Below are 20,550 nucleotides of genomic sequence, written 5' to 3'. Positions count from 1 at the left end.
GAAATATCAGCTTTCGTCACCTGTAAGATCTTACATCTATCTGATGTCGCCGCGTAACGATACGCTACCGCACCATCATTGATTACCGCCAGCGCTACGGGAATTTCAATAGCCTGTTAAAATTGCAACTGTTCCTATCCTTCATTCTTCCGGGTCAGCCCCATTATTCAAAAGCAGAGCATGCAGATCGGCCCTCATATTCTTAAAAACAATCTTATCGTCGCCCCCATGGCGGGGGTGACCGATCGTCCCTTCCGGCAGTTGTGCAAGAGCATGGGTGCGGGCATGGCCGTGTCGGAAATGGTATCGAGCAACTCCTTGCTGTGGGGCTCGGAAAAGACCCGGAGGCGCGCCAATCATGAAGGAGAAGTGGATCCCATTTCGGTGCAAATTGCGGGCGCCGACCCGGCAATGATGGCTGAAGCCGCACGCTATAATGTGGCGCAAGGGGCGCAGATCATAGACATCAATATGGGTTGTCCGGCCAAGAAAATCTGCAATGTGATGGCCGGCTCCGCATTGTTGCAGGATCAGCCGCTGGTGGGAAAGATACTGGATGCCGTGGTAGGTGCGGTAAATGTCCCTGTTACCCTGAAGATCCGCACTGGCTGGGATACACAGCACAGAAATGCACTTGCAGTGGCGAACATTGCCCAGAGCGCGGGGGTCCAGGCGCTGGCTATTCATGGCCGTACCCGTGCTTGCGCTTATGCGGGGCATGCCGAGTATGACACCATCGCCGAGGTAAAGGCCGCGGTAAAAATTCCGGTCATCGCCAATGGCGATATCACCACGCCTGAACAGGCAAGGCAGGTACTCGACTATACCCGGGCCGACGCCATCATGATCGGCCGCGCTGCCCAGGGACGGCCATGGATATTTCGTGAGATCAGCCACTATCTCGCCACGGGCGAGCATCTCCAGCTACCGGAAGTGAGCGAGATCCATCGCGTGCTCATCCAGCATTTGCATGAGCTATATGATTTCTACGGTGAGTATTCCGGTGTGCGCATCGCCCGCAAGCACATCTCCTGGTACACCAAAGGTTTAGTGGGCTCTGCTGTATTTCGTCATGCAATGAATCAGTTGCAAACGACTGAGCAGCAGTTGTTGGCGGTTAACGAATTTTTCAGTGAGCTTGCCGGCCGCGGCCGGCGCTTGACTTACGTTGAGCCCGAGGAGTTGGTTGCATGAGCATTATTAATGAAAACGAAATCGCCCGTTGCGTACGCGAAGCCGTGAACGGTTATTTTGCCGATCTGGACGGCGAGAAACCCCATGCCATCTATGACATGGTAATACGCAGCGTCGAGAAACCTCTGATCGAGCTGGTGATGAGCCATGCCAAGGGCAATCAGACGCGTGCCGCCGAGTTGCTCGGTATTAACCGCAATACGCTGCGCAATAAAATGAAGCAGTACCAGATCAAATAGGCAGATAGCCGGGTAAATTTTTTGCGTGAGCCCTCCCATCCAACTGCCGAATTTAGGATAATTCCATAAATGACGATTAAACAAGCTCTCATCAGCGTTTCCGACAAAACCGGAATCGTCGAGTTTGCGCGCGAGTTGCGCCGGCTGGGAGTGACCATTCTTTCCACTGGCGGTACCGCCAGACTGCTCAAGGACGCGGGCTTGACCGTTATTGAAGTAAGCGATTACACCGGCTTTCCCGAGATGCTCGACGGGCGGGTCAAAACCCTGCATCCGAAAATCCATGCGGGCATCCTGGCGCGGAAGGATTCCCCTGAGCACATGGCGGCTATGGAAAAGGCAGGGTTTTCCGGCATTGAGCTGGTGGTGGTGAATCTTTACCCCTTCAGCCAGACCGTGGCCCGTTCCGATTGCAGCCTGGAAGAGGCCATCGAGAATATCGACATCGGCGGTCCCACCATGGTGCGAGCCGCGGCAAAGAATTATAAGAGCGTAACCGTCGTGACTGATCCGGAGGATTATGCGCCGCTGCTGGAGGAGATGAAGTCCGCCGGGGGCGCGGTCGGGCAGGAGCTGCGTTTCCAGCTCGCCTGCAAGGCGTTCTCGCATACCGCCGCATACGATAGCGCCATCAGCAACTATCTTACTGCGATCGGCCCGGAGGATGAGCCGCCCGGACAGCGCCAGGCGTTTCCCGCGTGTCTCAATCTTAATTTCAGTATCAGCCAGCATTTGCGTTACGGTGAGAATCCGCACCAGCAAGCGGCCTTCTATCGCGACCTTGCGCCCGCTTCCGGCAGTCTTGCCAGCTACACCCAGTTGCAGGGCAAGGAATTATCGTACAACAACATTGCCGATGCCGATGCCGCGTGGGAATGCGTCAAGACCTTTGATCTGCCTGCCTGTGTCATCATCAAGCATGCCAACCCCTGCGGCGTGGCCGTGGCCGATACACCGCTTGCGGCTTATCAATTGGCGTTTGCCACAGATCCGACTTCCGCTTTTGGCGGCATCATCGCTTTCAATCGCGCGCTTGACGGCGCCGCAGCCGAAGCGGTGATCAAACAATTTGTCGAGGTGGTCATCGCGCCGGAATTAAGCGATGACGCAAAACAGATTCTCGCCCGCAAAACCAATGTGCGCGTGCTCGCCTTGCCGCTTCAGGCAGGAGGCAATACTTTTGATTTCAAGCGCGTGGGCGGCGGATTGCTGGTGCAAACGCCGGATAACCTCAATGTCGCCGAGGCACAATTGAAAGTCGTCACCAAAGTGCAACCGACGCCGCAACAATTGCAGGATCTGCTGTTTGCGTGGCGCGTGGCGAAATTCGTCAAATCCAATGCTATCGTGTATTGCGCGCATGGCCAGACGCTGGGCGTGGGCGCGGGACAAATGAGCCGGGTGGATAGCGCCCGTATCGCGTCCATCAAGGCGCAGAATGCGGGTCTTGCGCTCGCCGGTTCGGTGGTTGCCTCGGATGCATTCTTTCCGTTTCGCGATGGGCTGGATGTGGTCGTGCAGGCGGGTGCGAAGGCGGTCATTCAGCCCGGTGGCAGCGTGCGCGATGAGGAAGTGATTGCCGCCGCGGACGAGCAGGGGGTGGCAATGGTGCTGACGGGTGTGCGGCATTTCAGACATTAGGGCTGCACTACTGGCATCCGGAACCGCAGTGGATACTCGCAAAACTTGAATGTAGAGACATCCTGATATGAAACTACTTGTAATCGGCGCTGGTGGCAGGGAGCATGCGTTAGCATGGAGACTGCTCCAGTCGTCGCGCGCCACCCGTCCCATAAAGGTGTTTGTCGCGCCCGGCAACGCCGGCACGTTGCTGGAAGAAGATTTTGAGAATCTTTCCATCACCGGGATTCCCGAGCTGGTGGAATTTGCCAGAAAGGAATCCATCGCATTCACCGTCATCGGGCCGGAGGCGCCCCTGGCGGCGGGTATCGTGGACGCCTTCCGCGCGGCGGGCCAGAAAATTTTTGGCCCCACCAGGCAAGCCGCGCAACTGGAAACGTCCAAGGGTTTCGCCAAGGCTTTCATGCAGCGCCATGGTATCCCCACCGCTGCTTATGCCAGCTTCAGTTCCGCCGCCGAAGCCCATCATTACCTGGATCAGACAGGCGCACCCATCGTTATCAAGGCCGATGGCCTGGCCGCGGGGAAAGGCGTGGTGGTTGCCACGACCCTGGCGGAGGCCCACGCCGCCGTGGACGCGATGCTGGTTGAAAACCGCGTGGGGGATGCGGGTGCGCGGATCGTGATCGAGGAATTTCTGGAAGGAGAGGAGGCCAGTTTTATCGTCATGGCCGATGGCCGCCATGTGCTGCCGCTTGCCACCAGTCAGGATCACAAGCGCCTGAAAGAAGGGGATCAGGGCCCAAATACAGGGGGCATGGGCGCATATTCTCCCGCACCGGTAATCACACCCAAGCTGCATGCCAAGATAATGCGCGAAGTGATCCAGGCGACGATGAACGGCTTGGAGCAGGACGGCGAGACTTACACCGGCTTTCTTTATGCCGGCCTGATGATAGCGCCGGATGGCAGCGTAAAGGTGCTGGAGTTCAATTGCCGCATGGGCGATCCGGAAGCGGAAGTTATCCTGCTGCGGCTGAAAAGCGATCTGGTAACGCTGATGGAACACGCCATGAACGGAACGCTCGACAAGATAGAAGCGGAGTGGGATCGTCGCACCGCCCTGGGTGTGATAATGGCGGCGCAGGGTTATCCGGATACTCCGCGCAAGGGTGACGTGATTCATGGTTTACCGCAACTCCTGGCCATGGCGTCATCGGAGAAAGATTTTCATGTGTTCCATGCAGGTACGGCCCTGGGTGGAGAAGATGGCAAGGAAACTGTGACGGCGGGTGGGCGTGTATTATGTGTTACCGCGCTGGGGGATAGCGTGAAGATAGCACAGCGCCGCGCCTACGACATTGCCGAGCAAATTCATTTCGACGGCTGTCAAATGCGCCACGACATCGGGTATCGGGCTATCAATCACCGAAAATAGCCGCTTGGACAAGCCAGTAGCGCGTAACGCCTGGTACGGGACGGATATGGGGAGTTCGCATGGATACAACACAGCAAGTTAAAGAATTCTTCACCGGACTTCAGGAACGCATCGTTGTGCGCCTGGAAGAGGTGGACGGCAAACATTTCCGCCGTGATCAATGGGAACGCCCCGAGGGCGGCGGCGGGTTAAGCTGTGTGATGGAAGAAGGCAACGTACTCGAGCGCGGCGGGGTGAATTACTCGCACGTGTTCGGTGGCGGGCTACCCGCCTCGGCCACTGCCGCCCGGCCTGAATTGTCAGGACGTTCATTCGAGGCAATGGGCGTGTCGCTCGTGCTGCATCCGCGCAATCCTTATGCACCCACGGTGCACCTGAACGTCCGTTATCTGGAAGCGCATAAGGAGGGGGCCGAGCCGGTCTGGTGGTTCGGCGGCGGAATGGACCTGACGCCTTACTATGGGTTTGAAGAAGATGCCATACACTTTCACCAGACTTGTAAAGAAGCGCTGCAACCATTTGGTGGTGACCATCATCCACGCTTCAAGAAATGGTGCGATGAATATTTTTACCTGAAACACCGCAAGGAGCCGCGCGGTATAGGCGGCATTTTCTTTGATGATTTGAGCAAGCCGGATTTCGATACCTGTTTCAATCTGACCAAAAGTGTCGGTGATCACTTCCTGCCCGCCTATGTGCCAATCCTGGAGCGGCGCCTCAATACGTCCTATGGTGAACCCGAACGCGACTTCCAGGCCTACCGCAGGGGCCGCTATGTGGAATTCAATCTGGTGTGGGATCGTGGCACCCTGTTCGGCTTGCAATCGGGTGGGCGTACCGAATCCATCCTGATGTCATTGCCCCCCATCGTGAAATGGCGCTATGACTGGAAGCCCGAGGCTGGCAGTGCTGAAGATAAGCTCTATACGGATTTTCTGATCGGCAAGGATTGGGTGTGAAGGGATTTGACCACCGTTAATGCCCTTGTAAGTATCATTGCTTGCCGAAATACCTGTCAGGATTGCAACATCGTTGCCAATGCTTCAGTAACCTCAATATTATGCTGCCGTTTTTTGTTATAAAATACGCGTAACAATCGGGGACGTAGCTCAGCTGGGAGAGCGTCGCGTTCGCAATGCGAAGGTCGGGAGTTCGATCCTCCTCGTCTCCACCAATGATTATAAAGGTATTTTTAGTACTACATTATATAGAATAGTTCAGATAAATTGGTAAATGTAGTAATTATGTAGGAAGATGCAAAGATACTAGCCTAGTAGTAAGCTAATATGTTAGCTCGATAGGTCTAACTTTTAATCCGTTGGTCGCCAGTTCGAATCTGGCACGGCCTACCAATAAAAACAAGTACTTACAAACCTGTAAATGCTTGTCTATTTTTAATAGTAGCCCCATAGTAGATGAGATAGTCCGGCTGTCTGCTATCGAACTCCGAGTTGCTCTGACGAATAGTGTCAAATGCGAACCGCTAGTTTCAAAACTTTTGCGTCGTTGACGTATGACTCAAACCGACACTAAGCGGACAGACGAGGCTCGAAGGTAGCTGGCTCGCCGGTTCGGATGAATCAAATAGCTGGGTTATCACTGTTCCAATTTGATATTGGCGCGCCCAAAAAGATGAAATGGGGCACTGGATTGAAGTCTTGTTCGCTCGCCAAGCCGGACAAATCGGGGTAACTGGAAATTATCGGTTCTGATTTTCTAATGACGTGCCCGAGAAGATGAATCTAAGCACTGGAGAGAAATCATACGGCTACCTGAAACGCTCCGCTACTCGAAATCCAAAGTTCGGTTATGAAATCAAGGTGAACCAAGCTTCATTCGGATCATATGTACTAAGTTCCTTGTTAAGAGTATCAAGTTCGTGCTGATAGCGAATTCTTTTCTCATCAGGCATAGTCCCAATTGCCAATTCTCCTGCTATCGCGTCTCTTCGCATGGCCTCATAAATTATCGGGGTTATATCCTTTACGTTATCCAAGATCTCTAAGGCTTTGGAAAAGCGCTTACGTTCAATCTCAAGTCTACAAGCTAGCCCTAACCGAATATCTGGTCGCTGATTGACATACAGCCGGGATAGGCGTTGTATGGTCACATCTGCTTCATCAAATAGGCCAACGCGGGTAAGGCATGTCGCCAGTTGAGCTAATATTCCGAATGTGGGCCGATCATTATCGAATGCTTCCACAGATTCGCGAGCTGATTTTAGTGCCTCTTTGATATTACCGAACCGAAGTTCGACCGTAGAAAGCCTGTGCTTCACAAATGGCTCGACGTCGAGTACAGCCAGCTTCTCAATACCAGAACGCGCAGCCTGTTCATCTCCCTCGCGGATAGCAATCTGGATCGACAGATCCACTACAAATCGGTTATCTTTATTTGTTGCCAATGCTTCATTAACGTACTTTTTCGCCTCAGATATTTGGTCATTGTGGTAATAGCAGCTGGCGATTTCACGTTTTAATGCTACGCCTGAACGACCTAGTTTTTCGGCATTCAGGAAGTATGTAATAGCTTTTTGTAAGCGGCCTCTTTTTCGTTCAAGAAATCCCAAGAGAAATTGCACATCTCGAGGTGAGGCAAATTTCTCCAACTCACGAATCTCGCTCTCAGCACTTTCCCATTGTTCCTCTTGAATAAAACTCCGAATAAGGAAATCCCGAGCAGAGTAACTCTTTGGGGCTTCGGTTAATGCTAATTTTGCCGTCTCTATGCATCGCTTATAGTCACGGCGATGGTAATAATCCTCCGTTAGACGAATTAGGTCGTTAGTCATATGAAATGCGGTACTATCCTTTGAACCACTTCGAACAGAAGCCCTAAAAAGCAGCCTATAAAGATCTAAACGGGGTAACTCAAGATTCTCATCATCCAAGAGTATTTTCAGGGAGTCGTATATGGCTTGATGATTAACGTCTGAACTGGATAGGAACTCGCTTGCAACTGCATCTGCAACTGGGGCCGCTATTGAATATAAACCGGACTCATTTGGAACTATAAGGGAGCGATCAACGAGGATCATGATGTCACCCGCAAGCTTAGCTGCATCGTAACCTTGTGTGTCGGCTAAGACCTGCAATGGGAGAGGACTATATCGTGCTAAGGTTAATAATATGGATTTCTGTTCCTCTGTCATCAACTGACTATTTATGTATTTGACAAAAACTGCTGTCCTGAACTGAACAAGCCGGTGTTTATCGGCTAGGACAGAATCAATCCCATATGCTCTTGCTTGATCAACTGCATAATATGCCGAAGGTGGGTAGCCGTTTACGTACTCTGCAAGCTCAGATATCTGATTTATTGTCAAAGGCGGCTTCATTGTGGATGAAATTTCAGCCACCAGCCTCTTTACAGCATCGATTGCGAGAGGCTTAAGTTGCATGGACAGAAGGTTTTCGATAGGTTTTCTCGTCGAAACGAGAAAGATGTAAAGTTCACCTTGATCTTTGAGGGCGTCGATAAGCATCTTGGCAATATCGGTAAAGAAACCATCCGATGTGAAGACGCCACCATCGTCAATCAGAACAGGCATCTCTTTATTCTCGACGGCGACCCTAAAATCAGAAATCATTCTCTTTAAGAGTTGCTCTTTGTTTTCTGATTTGATCCGAGCAACTATTTCATCAAATCCAGCTTTCGTCGAGTATGGCTCAAGCAGATTTGCAATTTTTATTGCAATGTCTGGAAGACCGTCACTTTCTTCAATCTGTACCGTAATGATTCGATTAAAGGAAAGTATTAATTGTGCAGTTTTTCTTATGAACGTCTTTTTGCCGATGTTAGGTAGCCCGTAAATACCTACAACCCGAGGGGCTGGTTCGCCGATAGGCCTCAATAACTTTTGTAGATGTCCAATGTCGTCAGAGCGGCCTTCAAAATAGGGGTGCTGTTCAGTTCTAATCAGCTCATCAAGATGTTGGCGTATCTCTCTGGCAACTATTTTGGGAGCGTTCGTTCTAGATACTTTTGCTCGACTCAGCCATGGGGGAAGCGCCTCATGGCCAATCGAGGAATCAATTAGGAACACTAACGCCCTAGAAATGCGTCCTTCCAGAATTCGATACCATGCCTCGTTGATTTCGAATTCGATCCACATGCGCTTGACTGATTCAGAGCTAGCGAATAAAACGAAGATCGATGAGTCATCGAGGTGTTTTTCTATTGAGAGCTTGAAGGTTTCCCCTGTGTCAAAAACCTGCTCATCAAACAAGCAAAACTGGCGACCAAGGCCGTTTGCGACAGCCCGAACAAATTCCTTATCGGATGAAGAGTGGGACAGAAACGCTTTCGTCATATTTTGACCTCGGTGTGGAAAATGCAATTTATTTGCTTTTTTCTGATCGCATTTAAAATGATTGCAAATGTTACCTTCGTGATGCCCCGTTCATGTAACACGGGGGACTACGGACACATGGTGTCGATTAAAGACACAATTCACCATCGGTACCATGGGGAAAAATATCTAGGCTGTTAATCAGTGCGGAATTTTGACCAGTTTCAGCGCCCAATAATGACCATCGAACCTTTCATGCAACATGCTGGTTTAAAATTCTTTATACGATTTTTGAATGGTTAGAATTCAACACTGTTACCTGGTCAAATTTGCTGCTGATCTACAGTTTCTACCCTAATTTTGTCGCCATGCTTGAAGATAACCGCTTGCTAGTGGTCGAATACAAGGGGACGGCTTATGCAACCAATGATGACAGCAAGGAAAAATGTCAGCTAGGTGAACTGTGGGAGAAGAAAAGCAGCGGCAAAGGGCTTTTCCTGATAGCCGAGAAAAATAACGAAATCGGGCGCAGTGTGTATGATCAACTCGCTGCCAAAATTAGGTAATTTTTGTAGTAGCTCAGACAGGCAGTGTCAGAATTTTAATTTCTAGAATCGGCACAGTTCTGCCAGTCGTGATGGTCGGTTCCCGACACATTTCAGACAGGTGGGCGACCCGATAACGGTTGCTCAACGTTCGCACGAGCAGAAGAAACCGGCTTAAGTTGTTTTTCCAGCTCTTCGATAGCACATTCAAGGCCTTGGGCGATGCCGTGAAGTTCTCCCCACGCCTCTTCCAGAGTCAAGTTTCGAGCCTCCATAAGTTTGGTTTGTCTTTCGTACACTTGTCCGAGAACATTTGTTGTTGGAGCCATATTAAGCGCGTCAAGTTTCGTTGCCTCTCGTTCAATCTTGAGCGACAGTTTTTGCACTTCGCGTATCCGACAAAAGATTTTGTCGGATACTTTTTCATAGCGAGCGAACTCGATGGGTGTGAGGTAAGCGCCGTTACCAAGTCTGATTGTCCGATCTCTCGGAAAGCGCGCGTTAAGAAAGATTTCTTCAATGTTTGCTAGATCTGCCCGCAGATGCTTGATGTGATCGTCAAGCTCCCTTAAGGACCGCACCAGCTTCTCCCGCACCTGTGACGGCAAGGGTTTGTAGTGCGTTTTCACATAGTTGACGGCGCCTACCATCGCTCCGATAGTTCCCATGAATGCCATGAATATTACGACTGGTTCGGGATCAATCCGTCTGGTCATGGCAAAGCCTCCTCTTGGCAACAAACCCACCGGTCTGCACTATTGAATGGAGAAGCATATAGATTCACGATAACGGCTTGATTCATTGATGGCCACACGAATTTGTCTGTTAGCACAGTATAGTATAAACGGGTGGAGTTGGCGTACTCTTGGAAGCGCAAATATGGTTAAGCCAACTTCGTCATGATGATTTGAGTGGCAGCTATTGGCACGTTCCAGACACTCCACATTTTCACATTTTCGTACAGTTATTGACAGAACTCCAAGGGTGCAGGACCAGTCTGAGGTAATGTTATTATTGCCGCGCTTTCATTCGCAAGTTCCTTAAGGTCTGTCGGCCCTTTCATCCTATTGGGTTCGCATTTATGCTTGACGGTCCATTGATGAATCCGGGTAGGGAATACAACGCTTTCCCATGCTATGCCAATGATCTTGTCCCCTTTCGGTTCCCTATAACGGTTAAGCTCATTGTTCCCCTGCTTAGCCAGTGATATCGGGAATTTTTTCGTTTCGCCTCGGATCCACCCATCAACGTAACAAAGCGGCCCCATTCGCCCTTATGGATCACTCCCAAGCGGATAGCGCCATGTTCAAATTTTCTGCCGCAGACTTTGCGTAGTGCCCGACGCCACCAGTACTCATCCACCAGACGCGCCATAATTCCTGTAACCGTTACAGGATCGGTAAGGGTGCTCATTCCTGTTACAGGAATGGCAAGGTTATTTTTTCCTGTTACCGTTACCGTTACAGGAACAGATCGGAGACAGTATCCGTTACCGGTACCGTTACAGATAGGGTTACCGGTTTTGCTTCCTTTTTGTTCATCCATGGCGGAGTAACGCCATACATCTTGTGAGCGATATTGCTGAGCACTCGCACCGCGTTAACAGGATTTTTGACAACCAGTCGAGTTAGGGCGCAAAATTATCGCCCTATAATAAAGTTTGGCTCATTTCGCTATTTCAGGCTGAATCAATTACTTGCTTATTCTTGGAAAACAATGTTTACGCTACAGATTCAGCAATCCCGCGACATGATCCAGAAGATTCACCTATGCAAAGATAAGTTGAATGCTGTCCCTGACTCAGAGAAGGTGAGTTCGGCGGAGTTGTACGCATGGATCGCAGCAAGCGAGGAGCTCGTCAACTACGCTTTTGGCAAAGAATCCAAAGAGCTAGAGCGGTACCGTCAACTGAATGATTCGATCCCTGAACTGCAAAACATTGCGAGGAAGCGCGATGGTTCAGAATGGACCTGGACGTATTGGATCAACTTCTTTGAGAGCATGAATGCACTCTTGTGGGAATTTGAGGCGAAGTGGAATGAGCGTGGAGAATATTTAGGCCCCGGTGGTGCATCATCTCAGTCTTCTGTCGACGTTGTCATTCTGACCGTGCTGCCAGAGGAATTTAACGCCGTCTGTACCAAAGTTGTTGATTTGAAGCAGGCGCCGAGCCGTAAGCATCAACCGAATTTGTACGCATGGCAAACGGCGAAGATTAAATCAGACAAGGGTGACTACTCGGTGGCGATTGGAATGATGGGGCACGCTGGCAACACGAACAGCGCGATGGCAGTACTGGATACGGTTGCCCGATGGAAAACTTCATACATCCTACTTGTTGGTATTGCAGGTGGCCTAAAGGATGTAGCGAAGGGCGACGTCATTCTTGCTGATGTCATATATGGGTACGAGTACGGCAAAATCGAAAAGACATTTATGCCGAGGGACAGAAACTATGATGCCGATAAGGGACTGCTCAACGGAGCAATGGCTCATGGAATCTCCAATGACTGGAAGCGTCTGATTAGGGCTAGGCCGCCAACCTCCGCTGAACCTAAAGTGATCCGTGGGGAAGTTGCCTCGGGAGAAAAAGTCGTAGACGATCCGACAAACGCCTTCTTTGAACGAGTGCTCGAAAAATGGCCAAAGATAAATGCAGTTGAGATGGAAGGCGCTGGCGCGGGTAGCGCAATTGACCAAGCCCACGCCATGCATACAACCGTAGGCTTCCTAATGATAAGAGGTATCTCAGATTTGCCGCGAGCAACTACGACGGCCCAAGCTGTCTCAGAAGCATCGCGTGGAACGCACGAACGTGACGACTGGAAAAAATATGCCGCAGATACAGCCGCTGCATTTACAGTCAGTTTTATCGCTGCTCTCTTTCCTTTGGCGCCAGAACAACGGTAGCTTTAAGCATGGGCTTGCAGAGCTAACGGTATGATACATCAATGCCTGCGTGCTTAAATATTCTGGAGTCTGGACAGAGGCCAACCGTCAGTTGCACCGAACCCGCAACAGTGCCGCTTTGCTTTGTTGCCCGCAGGCCGGTGAGTTGAATCGTTGGAGGTCCGCTTGCGGTTTCTCGTACAATTGGTTGGGGTCAAAGCGGCCTTTCAATTCTGACATCCTCCGTCAGATCGAGTCTGAATAACTACACATTATTTGTTAGCTTCAATTAACTTGAGCACATAATTCTCATATTTCTCTAACCACGGCCTTAATCGTTCCACCCCAATCTGCGTGTAATAGGATGCAGTCACATCGCCCTTCATACTATGTCCGAGCAATGCCTTAAGCGGATAGGCTGGGCAGTCCAGGCTTTCTAAAACCGTAGCAAAAGTCCGTCTTAAGCCATGCACAGTGACTTCACTTCCGGCGGCTTTGTTGGCCCTTAGCATCGCCTTGCGCGGCTCGCAAATTCGTCCTGCTTTGCCATCCTTGCCCATCGAACCAAATACATAATCGCCCATGCGCCAATTCTTCATTAATTCCAATAGTTCTTCAAGTCTCGGAGTTATCGGAATGGTTCTGTCGGTGTGATTTTTTGTATCTTTGAACGTCAGTGTATTGGCTCTTGTATGAACATCCCTCCATTTTAAAGAAGCGGCTTCGCTTCGCCTTGCTCCGGTTAGCAACATGAACTCCAGATAGGCCCCCATTACTTTATTGGTCAGTAAGCGCAACGTTTCAATGAAGGGTTTAATCTCATGCATACGCAAGTGATCTGTGCGAGGCGCTTCTCTTATCCAGGTGCGTTTAGCTGTGAGCGTGGCGACGGGATTAACTGGCAAAATTTCGGTGCCGTAATGGGCTTGGGCGTAATTTAGTACTGACCGCAAAAACCGCATAACGGAAGATGCTTGTGATGACCCGCTACTGCTTTCGGCTATTTCCGCATATCGCTTCGAAATCATGTCGGCAGTAATGCGGGTGATAGGTTTGTTTTTCCAGCTTGAAAGGTAATGATTCAGGTAGCGACAATAATCAGATTGGGTCCTTTCCTTGAGCTGGCGCTCTGACATGAACTGATTGAAAACAGTCTCAAGTGTTACGCCTTCCTGAGCCTGTTTCTTTGCCTCAAGCCGAGGGTCAATTCCATTATCCATCATAACGATCAACTCACGCGCGCGCTCACGCGCTTGGGGAACTGTCCATTCCGGAAATCGGCCAATACTTAGCCGCACAGTGCGACCATTAAATTTACGATCAACGATGAAAGTTTTGCTGGCCGGCGTCACTCTGACGCCGAAGCTCCTCATCGAATCATCCCATTCGAATTTTTGACCAGATGTGGTCGGATAGGCTACTTGCTCGATATAACTCTTTGTCAGATTTGGCATTCTTGAAATTTCCTACACAAACTAAAATAAGGTCGGTGAAATTATAGCGTGTAGGAAGAATGTAGGAAAGATATTTCAAACAAGGGGAAAATTAAGTAGCTTTATTAGTACATAAACGACTGATTAAACGCATATTTAAAACCGTTTAAATCTTGTTAAAACGGATTTCATCGCATTCGCAATGCGAAGGTCGGTAGTTCGATCCTCCTCGTCTCCACCATTTAGATGTCCTAGCAAGTCCACAAAGCCCGCATCCAGCGGGCTTTTTCGTTAGGTTTACGTCCAACTGCGTCCATCCTAATTCTATTGAATCACTTCTTAAAGGGGGCATAATTCAAACATAAATAATGCCCCCAATGAGAATTTGATGCCCCCAAATAGATATTTCCCATGAAGTTAAAAATGATATGGCGGTGCGCAAAGCCATCCTAGCGAGCAGCAAAGGAGGGCGGCATGACAGCGCTTGAGTTACATAGAACGATTAGACTATTGCCGATATATCCGCTGGTGATGGAGTAACACTCTTGGCGGTAGCTATCAGAAGGATTAAATATATGACTCATTATGAGAATCGAATGATGAATGACAGGGTATTTATCAAGGATGGGGGTTTTGTACAGTAGTTACTCCACCTCGTTCACGTCGATGCGAGCCAGAAACTCATTTTTCATGGCTGCTCCTGTTGTGTCCAGATTGCAGGCCCATTTTCCCATGGAACACTAATATGCGATATCACGAGGGATTTTAAGTCCCTTGTGTTATGCGTTTTCGCCACATTACTCTGTTCGGGTAGCTCTTCCACTTCCGAATACCCACACTGATTCTCCGGTGTACCTCGGGACAGTATCTAATACTGCTGAGTTCTGTAAAATCCTTCGAGCAGCGTAAAAAATGGCGCTACAAACAAGGGAGAGAACATGGCATCAATACCAAAAAAAGTGACTGAACGACTCATTGCGGGCATTAAAAGATATCAACCGATACTAGCTGCAGCAAAAGCAAGAGATGTCGGTGAGGCTGACACGGTAACGATTATTAAAGACATGCTTGCAGATGTATTTGGATATGATAAGTACCTAGAAGTGACGTCAGAATTTTCAATACGAGGGACTTATTGTGATCTCGGTATCAAGATTGAGGGGGCATTGCAAATACTTATTGAAGTAAAGGCCATCGGACTCGATCTTAAAGATCAACATGTGAAGCAAGCTGTCGATTATGCGGCGAATCAAGGAGTCGACTGGGTCTTGCTTACAAACGGCATGTGTTGGCGTGTTTATCACCTGGTTTTTGCGAAACCAATTGACCAGGAGCTCGTGGTTGATATTGATTTTTCGGTCATGAATGCTCGGTCAGAAAATGATGTTGAATTGCTTTATCTCTGGTGTAAAGAAGGATGGCAGCGTTCTGTTCTAGGTGAATACCATACCCAAAAGCAAGCGTTGTCGAGATTCTTCATTGGGGCAATGTTGCAAACCGACCCTGTGCTTGAAGTTATCCGTCGTGAACTTCGGCGCGTTTCGCCGGATGTGCGTATTGATATCGACCAGATTAAAGGTGTGCTTTCTAATGAGGTAATAAAACGAGAGGTAATGGAGGGCGATAAAGCTGATGACGCACGTAAGAAAATTTCTCGCGCCGCGGCAAAAGCTATTCGTGCGGCTAATCAGCGTGCCATCACCAAGGAACCAGAACCTGAGATTGCAGGAGCAGAATAAGTGATGATCGGATTTATCACATTCCTAAACCCGCCTCGGCGGGTTTTTTATTGCTGAGCTCGGTACCTCAGTCCAATAGTTAATCTCGTCGAGTCCCGTAAGATGCGTATCGCGGGGTGTGGACCATAACCCTTGCAAAAGTGACGCCCCGCCCCGGCCAGGAAACTGCGCCGGGTTATTATTTTTTGTCGATACCCTTTTCCCATTCGCGCGCACTTCTTCTTAGCCGAAGATCAGTTCTCTCGCGCCTCAATTTTACCCCAATTAAACCGCCCGCCACGAAAGCTATCACAGCCATCAGCATCCATTCCATAGCTCCTCCCATACTATTGAGTTTGATCATAGCCCTTTCGAATATCGAAATGCAATCTTTACAGGAGATTTCAAACTGAATCACTATTCCTTGGGTTCCCCTCACCCATCCTCACGCGAAGGTATTTTTTTGCTCCACTCTAACCGCCTCAATAGCCATCCAAAATCTGTAGCGGTTCTTTCCCTGCCTGCCAGCCATGCGCTGGCATTTAAACTGCACCATTCCGAACACCGGCAGCTTGATCACCGTTTCCTGAAATCTTCCTTCATATTAAGGGCCTCCGCGATATATTGACCACCTATTTTTCGCAGAATGTTTTCGCTCATGATGGTTTCTATGTTCCTTGATATAAAGCTCGGCAATGGCCACCGCCAGAGTGTGCATATCGTCAACAAAATGCTCCACGCTATGATCAGGCTGTGCCTGGTGCGCGAACTGACCGGGATGAAGCGTGGTCGTATTTACGAATAATCGCCTACCCGGAGCTGCTGAACCGGCGGGGTTGTCCAAAGATTGCAAAAGGACTATATTCAGTCTTTATTCGATCTGAAAGAGGATGCCATGCGCTATTCGACCCAAGTCAAACCAATCAGCTACCTGAAGGCCAATGCGGCGAAGGTGTTGCTGCAACTGACCGAGCAACGCGAGCCCCTGATTATCACACAGAACGGCGAGGCAAAGGCAGTAATCCAGGACGTGGCTTCCTATGAGGAAACGCAGGAGACATTGGCGCTACTTAAAATCCTCGCACTTGGCAATCAGGAGATAGAAGCCGGGAAGGTCAAGCCGGTTAACGACGTGGCCGCTCGGCTGCGCGCTAAATCGGCCGGACGCTGATGCGATATGAGGTGCTGCTTACCGATGGGGCGGAACGCGATCTCGAATCGATTTATGACTATATCGCAGAGTTCGACTCGCTCGCCAGCGCGAACTATGTGCTGGATCGGTTGCTGGAAATCGTCGAAACGCTGGCAACTTTTCCGGAACGTGGCAGCCACCCCAAGGAATTGCTGGTGCTAGGCATTCGAGACTATCGTGAGACCTTTTTCAAGCCTTACCGGGTGATCTATCGTGTCGTCGAGCAACATGTTTACGTCTACTTTATCGCGGACGGGCGGAGGGACATGCAATCGTTGCTGGCTCGTCGGCTGCTGGGAGCCTGACGGCTCACTCCTTCGTGCTCACCGTGACATCCGTCGTTTCGCCGCTACCTCAAAAGAGAATCGAAGGCAGGAAGGCGCCGGAAGGCTGTTCTGGAGCATCATCCATTCGAATTTCTCAACGAATGTGGTAGCATTCGCTACTATGAAGTTGGGTTAATGCGAAGCCGAGGTTCAAGCTTCTCATTTCCGCCAGATTCCTTGGAATTCCGGGTCTATATTCCGGGTCGTTAGCTCAGTTGGTAGAGCAGCGGACTCTTAATCCGTAGGTCGAGCGTTCGAGCCGCTCACGACCCACCAAATATACAAAGACTTACAGAAATGTAAGTCTTTGTTGTCTTAAGTTAGGCCTATAGTAGACTATGAGGAACTCATGTTGGTTAGTCGTATGTTAGACATTTTGGCGGCATAACTAATCTTCCACTCTAAAGTGGTGGTTTGGCGTGTAGACATATTCGTTGCCGGCCTCAAGTTTGTGGACAACCGCATAAAGATTCTTGATGAAGCTCGAACATTTCACTATTGCCGTATAAAGCTGAAAAAGTGACGCTTGGGGGCCAATGACTTCATTGATTGTTCGGAGTTCGTCCCGTTTCTCAAGTGCCGAGTGAAAGAATTCCGAATTGAACCACAGGCTGATGATTTTGCGGTTTTCGATCGGATGGCCGAGAGCATTCGAAGTGTCGTTCTGCTTCATTGCGACCTTGTACAAGTTGGCGATTCTGTCCATGTAATTTCTAGCCCACTCATCAGAAATGCGTCGACGGGTTTGCGTGAGAATTTTTTCAAATTGCGTCGGCTCTTTGTCCGCGTAGAAGAATCTAAATTTCACCGCTATATTTAGGATGTCATCAACATCTGGGGTGTTTGCTCGAAAAATCAGCTTTCCAGATTCAGCGTCTAAGCTAGTGCTACATATCGGAATATTTTGGTACTTGGCTTGGGACGCAGCAAGTTTTTCTACGCGCTCTCTGAAAAGGCTAATGCTAGCTAACTCGTCCTCCGTTATGCCTGAGACGATACTTTTACGCGCGATCATGTACGGGAATATGGGTAGTGGCATATGGGAATTGAAATGTCTAACGTTTGACATGACGGACCACGGAGGCCGCAGGTCAGGACGGGGTCACTCGATGGAAGGGTTAGATGCTTTTGTCATAGGGAAGAGGTTCGCCACGCAGCTCCGCAAGAGTTTTTCCGAAGGCAGGGTTGTACTTTCTGGCTTCCTCAAGCGAGACTGAAGCAATTGTGAATTTGGCCGCATGCCTCTTTCCGAAGACATCTCGAACACGCACACGAATTCGGACCCGGCCGTCGTGCACTTTTGGGAAACAGCCGCCCCAACTATCGGCTTGTTCAAAGTAGATAACACCGTTCGTTGAACGGCCTACCTCAAGATACGTGATGGCCTTCGCGGACGACAAGAAGTTGACTTGCGTCAGGAATGGATAAACCTTGATGCTGTTGCCGATGTTGGCCTGGAAATCTGCAAGCGCTGCCGATTGAGCTGTGAGCCAGAACCATCCAACCGTGTACTTTAGCCAATTTACACTGAATGGCCGCAAGTGCCAGTGGTACCCGACAGAGATGTCCTCTATGCTGGACGCGGCAGAGCCAACATTTGCGATTGCAAGATAGAGGGCGACGCCTGTTCGATGAACCTCAAATTCTTGGTGAAGTTTGCCAATCGGGTACGTGCAGCAGAACGTTGGACCGTCTATCAGCGAAAGCTTAAACTTCGGCCTACGCCGAAGCGCTGAGAAGATGCCGCTTGCCCAACCGAAGGCTATGGTCCCAGCGAAGACAGCAATGCTGACAACGCCCTGGTTGTCGTTCGACCATTTGCTAGCCAGAGTGTAGGTTTCAATCAACGTACTAAGCATTTAACGTTGAAGCTGAGCCGCGGACCGAGGCTTGCCGAGGGACGTCGGCTCGAGCAGCCGGTTAGGTGCCGCCATATCTGCTCTTGGACATGGCTGTCATGAGCGCCACCAGGCATCCGGCAATTGCCTTGTAGTACGAATCGAACTTGGCAGGATCAATGGGCATCACTTTGCCAATCCATGGCGTCAAAGCAGGCACGGCAATTGCATCGTCCCCTTCGATCTGCCCGTAACGATGAACAATGATGTTCCTCATTCTGCTTGCTTCAGCAAGGCCGGACGAGACGATTAGATCATCCTCAACAGAGACGTCAACCCAAGAGAACGTGTTGCGAATTCTTCCGAAGAGGTCAATACCACCGTTGATCACAGCATCCTTTGATTTCTGATCCAGCTTCTGCGCAATCTCAATGCAGACGCTTCGAGTCCACGGCCAAGCATGTATTGAGTATCGATCCTTCTTGAATTTGGAGACGGCAGCAGTTGCGGCAGCACGATCATTTTGAATAACTGAGGCAACCGTGTCTTCAATCCCTGCCTCGAAGGCCGCCCACATACCCACGAAGGCGTGCGTGTGAAGCTCATGGTAGCCCTGTGAGCGCATTTCCACGGCCCATTTACCTACCTCAGTTATCTTGCGTTCTGATGCGGCTATGCATTCACGATAGTTTGACGCAAGGAAGAACTCTTTCAGCACATACGATCCAGCGAGGTGGATGGAGTAGTACATCCATCCACGGACTGGATCAGTTCCAAGCTTTGGCGGATTTAGGCTTGTCATCGGCACGCAGGGACTTTAAGGCACCTAAAACGAGCAAACTCAGCCAAGGGTGGTCGCATCGCGCCTTGACTTCGGCTGGAGCGACGTATTAGTCATTACCCACGTCGTCCTTTAAACCAATTTCCTCAATGGCCTGCACTACCGGATCACCGGTCTTGACATAACTTTGTTCTTCGTCGAGATCTTCCCAAGTTTTTTCGTCCGTCTTTAAGGTTTCGTGCTTCGTAACGTATTTTGGTGGCATGAGCGCACGCGAAACAGCGCCGAAATCACTAAATCCTGTACCGCCGACATTGACCTTCTGCCTTTTAAAAGTTGAGGCTACAGCGAGTCGATCCTGCACTTGGGTGATTTGAACACGTACCTTTGGTCTTTCAATAGAGCCCAATATTTCACGTGTATCAGGATCAGTAATATCTTCGCCCTTCGGATCCATCACATCGAAATACATGCCAACGACGACACCGTTACTTGCTCCAGCAGTTATAACTATCTCTCTAGAATTGAGAATTCTGGCCACTTTCGCTCTTATCCGCTCACTCATTGCCGTAGCCCTTATCTCTCCGATTGCCTAACCTTGGCTCGCAACTCCGCCACATCATCAGGAACTATGTCACTCCAATCTTCTAATGCATGATCAGCAGTAGCAAGCTGTTCGATTACTATTGCTTCGAGTTTTGCGAGTGTAATCTCACCATTCTTGGTACCTCCCGTACTATGCGAGTTCTCGATTTCTGTGGCGACGCGTGACAAGCTTTCGTATAAAGATATCAGTCGGCGAAAGGCCGAGCGTGCGTGCGGTTTTATTATCGCGCGTGCGGCGTCCTTCGCGGATTGACGACCAAAGAAGAACGAACCTACCCACCCAGCAATTAGAGTAAAAGATTGTAGCAATACACTTTCAAGACCCGTTAATGTTCGTTGAGTGACTATGTATGCTGAAAAGACCGACACCAGCAAGGCCACCAGTACTAAGAATATTGGCAACCACCGTTCAAGTATCAGCATGTAGATTTCCCTCTGGCATTGCTACTGCTCCTTCACTCAAGGCTAACAGTTAATAT

At 49.7% G+C, this 20,550-nt stretch carries 20 protein-coding genes and 2 tRNA genes; 13 read left to right on the top strand and 9 right to left on the bottom strand.

Annotation, left to right across the window (positions count from 1 at the left end; all coding sequences use genetic code 11):
* Window positions 1-180: 180 nt before the first annotated feature.
* The 6 genes from dusB (at window position 181) to EBAPG3_RS02090 (ending at window position 5,626) form a co-directional block, all read left to right on the top strand.
* Window positions 181-1,194: a tRNA dihydrouridine synthase DusB gene (gene dusB, locus EBAPG3_RS02115; RefSeq protein WP_004175310.1), complete on the top strand. Its 1,014-nt coding sequence runs from the start codon at window positions 181-183 to the stop codon at window positions 1,192-1,194.
* Window positions 1,191-1,433, top strand: coding sequence for a helix-turn-helix domain-containing protein (locus EBAPG3_RS02110; protein ID WP_004175312.1), 243 nt, complete (start codon window positions 1,191-1,193; stop codon window positions 1,431-1,433). Before dusB ends, EBAPG3_RS02110 begins: the two co-directional genes overlap by 4 nt.
* Before the next feature lie 69 nt (window positions 1,434-1,502).
* Complete coding sequence (purH, locus tag EBAPG3_RS02105; protein WP_004175314.1) at window positions 1,503-3,074, top strand: bifunctional phosphoribosylaminoimidazolecarboxamide formyltransferase/IMP cyclohydrolase; 1,572 nt, start codon at window positions 1,503-1,505, stop codon at window positions 3,072-3,074.
* A gap of 67 nt (window positions 3,075-3,141) precedes the next feature.
* Entirely contained in the window at window positions 3,142-4,452 is a 1,311-nt protein-coding gene (gene purD, locus EBAPG3_RS02100; RefSeq protein WP_040851448.1) for a phosphoribosylamine--glycine ligase, read from the top strand.
* 59 nt (window positions 4,453-4,511) lie between these two features.
* Window positions 4,512-5,411: an oxygen-dependent coproporphyrinogen oxidase gene (hemF, locus tag EBAPG3_RS02095; RefSeq protein WP_004175316.1), complete on the top strand. Its 900-nt coding sequence runs from the start codon at window positions 4,512-4,514 to the stop codon at window positions 5,409-5,411.
* Window positions 5,412-5,550: 139 nt separating this feature from the next.
* A tRNA-Ala gene (locus tag EBAPG3_RS02090) sits at window positions 5,551-5,626 on the top strand.
* Window positions 5,627-6,259: 633 nt separating this feature from the next.
* On the opposite strand, the gene EBAPG3_RS02085 is transcribed toward EBAPG3_RS02090, so the two are convergent.
* Complete coding sequence (locus EBAPG3_RS02085; RefSeq protein ID WP_040851450.1) at window positions 6,260-8,764, bottom strand: TIR domain-containing protein; 2,505 nt, start codon at window positions 8,762-8,764, stop codon at window positions 6,260-6,262.
* Between the two features lie 308 nt (window positions 8,765-9,072).
* On the opposite strand from EBAPG3_RS02085, the gene EBAPG3_RS02080 reads away from it, so the two are divergent.
* The gene (locus tag EBAPG3_RS02080; protein ID WP_004175319.1) at window positions 9,073-9,309 is read left to right on the top strand and encodes a hypothetical protein; all 237 of its coding nucleotides are present in this window, start codon (window positions 9,073-9,075) and stop codon (window positions 9,307-9,309) included.
* Window positions 9,310-9,401: 92 nt separating this feature from the next.
* Here EBAPG3_RS02080 and EBAPG3_RS02075 read toward each other — a convergent pair whose 3' ends face one another.
* The gene (locus EBAPG3_RS02075) at window positions 9,402-10,004 is read right to left on the bottom strand and encodes a hypothetical protein (RefSeq protein ID WP_004175321.1); all 603 of its coding nucleotides are present in this window, start codon (window positions 10,002-10,004) and stop codon (window positions 9,402-9,404) included.
* 418 nt (window positions 10,005-10,422) lie between these two features.
* Window positions 10,423-10,833 carry a hypothetical protein gene (locus EBAPG3_RS02070; protein ID WP_151898845.1) on the bottom strand — a complete coding sequence of 137 codons (411 nt, stop codon included), beginning with the start codon at window positions 10,831-10,833 and terminating at the stop codon, window positions 10,423-10,425.
* Window positions 10,834-11,004: 171 nt separating this feature from the next.
* On the opposite strand from EBAPG3_RS02070, the gene EBAPG3_RS02065 reads away from it, so the two are divergent.
* Window positions 11,005-12,198 carry a 5'-methylthioadenosine/S-adenosylhomocysteine nucleosidase family protein gene (locus EBAPG3_RS02065; RefSeq protein ID WP_004175325.1) on the top strand — a complete coding sequence of 398 codons (1,194 nt, stop codon included), beginning with the start codon at window positions 11,005-11,007 and terminating at the stop codon, window positions 12,196-12,198.
* 251 nt (window positions 12,199-12,449) lie between these two features.
* On the opposite strand, the gene EBAPG3_RS02060 is transcribed toward EBAPG3_RS02065, so the two are convergent.
* Window positions 12,450-13,631 carry a tyrosine-type recombinase/integrase gene (locus EBAPG3_RS02060; protein WP_004175326.1) on the bottom strand — a complete coding sequence of 394 codons (1,182 nt, stop codon included), beginning with the start codon at window positions 13,629-13,631 and terminating at the stop codon, window positions 12,450-12,452.
* A 917-nt stretch (window positions 13,632-14,548) separates the two neighbouring features.
* On the opposite strand from EBAPG3_RS02060, the gene EBAPG3_RS02055 reads away from it, so the two are divergent.
* The 5 genes from EBAPG3_RS02055 (at window position 14,549) to EBAPG3_RS02035 (ending at window position 17,122) form a co-directional block, all read left to right on the top strand.
* Window positions 14,549-15,349 (top strand): type I restriction enzyme HsdR N-terminal domain-containing protein, encoded by an 801-nt coding sequence (locus tag EBAPG3_RS02055; RefSeq protein ID WP_004175330.1) that lies wholly within the window; start codon window positions 14,549-14,551, stop codon window positions 15,347-15,349.
* 649 nt (window positions 15,350-15,998) lie between these two features.
* Window positions 15,999-16,133: a hypothetical protein gene (locus tag EBAPG3_RS15535; protein WP_257789915.1), complete on the top strand. Its 135-nt coding sequence runs from the start codon at window positions 15,999-16,001 to the stop codon at window positions 16,131-16,133.
* Window positions 16,134-16,175: 42 nt separating this feature from the next.
* A complete protein-coding gene (locus tag EBAPG3_RS02045; protein WP_004175336.1) occupies window positions 16,176-16,499 on the top strand; it encodes a type II toxin-antitoxin system Phd/YefM family antitoxin in 324 nt (107 codons plus the stop codon).
* The gene (locus EBAPG3_RS02040) at window positions 16,499-16,825 is read left to right on the top strand and encodes a type II toxin-antitoxin system RelE/ParE family toxin (RefSeq protein WP_040851455.1); all 327 of its coding nucleotides are present in this window, start codon (window positions 16,499-16,501) and stop codon (window positions 16,823-16,825) included. The genes EBAPG3_RS02045 and EBAPG3_RS02040 overlap by 1 nt, the downstream gene beginning before the upstream one ends.
* Window positions 16,826-17,046: 221 nt before the next feature.
* Window positions 17,047-17,122 (top strand) — tRNA-Lys (locus EBAPG3_RS02035).
* A gap of 112 nt (window positions 17,123-17,234) precedes the next feature.
* Here EBAPG3_RS02035 and EBAPG3_RS02030 read toward each other — a convergent pair.
* From EBAPG3_RS02030 to EBAPG3_RS02010, 5 genes are all read right to left on the bottom strand, one after another.
* Window positions 17,235-17,861, bottom strand: a complete 627-nt coding sequence (locus EBAPG3_RS02030) for a hypothetical protein (protein WP_151898844.1) — start codon at window positions 17,859-17,861, stop codon at window positions 17,235-17,237.
* Window positions 17,862-17,964: 103 nt separating this feature from the next.
* Entirely contained in the window at window positions 17,965-18,705 is a 741-nt protein-coding gene (locus tag EBAPG3_RS02025; protein ID WP_051048927.1) for a hypothetical protein, read from the bottom strand.
* Between the two features lie 61 nt (window positions 18,706-18,766).
* Window positions 18,767-19,435 carry a hypothetical protein gene (locus EBAPG3_RS02020; RefSeq protein WP_040851459.1) on the bottom strand — a complete coding sequence of 223 codons (669 nt, stop codon included), beginning with the start codon at window positions 19,433-19,435 and terminating at the stop codon, window positions 18,767-18,769.
* Window positions 19,436-19,574: 139 nt separating this feature from the next.
* Window positions 19,575-20,030 (bottom strand): hypothetical protein, encoded by a 456-nt coding sequence (locus EBAPG3_RS02015; RefSeq protein ID WP_227869257.1) that lies wholly within the window; start codon window positions 20,028-20,030, stop codon window positions 19,575-19,577.
* 11 nt (window positions 20,031-20,041) lie between these two features.
* Entirely contained in the window at window positions 20,042-20,494 is a 453-nt protein-coding gene (locus EBAPG3_RS02010) for a hypothetical protein (protein ID WP_040851461.1), read from the bottom strand.
* Window positions 20,495-20,550 lie beyond the last annotated feature (56 nt).

Origin of the sequence: Nitrosospira lacus (assembly GCF_000355765.4) — a bacterium.
GTDB classification, from domain to species: Bacteria; Pseudomonadota; Gammaproteobacteria; order Burkholderiales; family Nitrosomonadaceae; genus Nitrosospira; species Nitrosospira lacus.
This window is presented reverse-complemented; position numbering and strand designations above follow the sequence as displayed.